This is a genomic window from Terrisporobacter mayombei (assembly GCF_020748465.1).
Classification (GTDB): domain Bacteria; phylum Bacillota; class Clostridia; order Peptostreptococcales; family Peptostreptococcaceae; genus Terrisporobacter; species Terrisporobacter mayombei.
On record NZ_JAHZMP010000190.1, the window covers coordinates 1 to 470 of the forward strand.

General features: G+C 59.8%; 1 protein-coding gene. It reads right to left on the reverse strand.

The window, feature by feature from the left end; translation table 11 throughout:
• Nucleotides 1–470: 2-dehydro-3-deoxy-6-phosphogalactonate aldolase (dgoA, locus tag K0039_RS25185; RefSeq protein ID WP_228106865.1), on the reverse strand; the 470-nt coding region annotated here is incomplete at both ends.

A 470-nucleotide genomic window follows, 5' to 3' on the forward strand; every position in this document is an offset into this window, starting at 1 on the left:
CGGCGCGATAGAGATCGCTGCCTAAGCCCGCCCCTGCACAACCTGCGTCTATCCACTGCGCCAGGTTTTCTGGCGTCACGCCGCCAACGGCAAAGACTGCGATGTCCGATGGCAATACCGCTTTTAACGCTTTGATGTATTGCGGACCAAAAGCCGATGACGGAAATATTTTCAGCGCCTGCGCGCCCGCTTCCAGCGCGGTAACGGCCTCCGTCGCCGTCGCGCAGCCGGGGCAGACGGTCATGCCGTAGCCCACCGCACGGCGGATCACTTCACTATGGATATTGGGCGTAACGATGAGCTGACAGCTCATCCTGGCGAGCGCATCGACCTGTTCAGGTTTCAGTACCTTACCTGCGCCAATCAACGCCTTGTCGCCGTACGCATCAACGATGGCGGGAATGCTTTGCTCCCATTGTGGGGAATTCAGCGGGATTTCAACCGCGTCGAACCCGGCGTCAATCACCGCG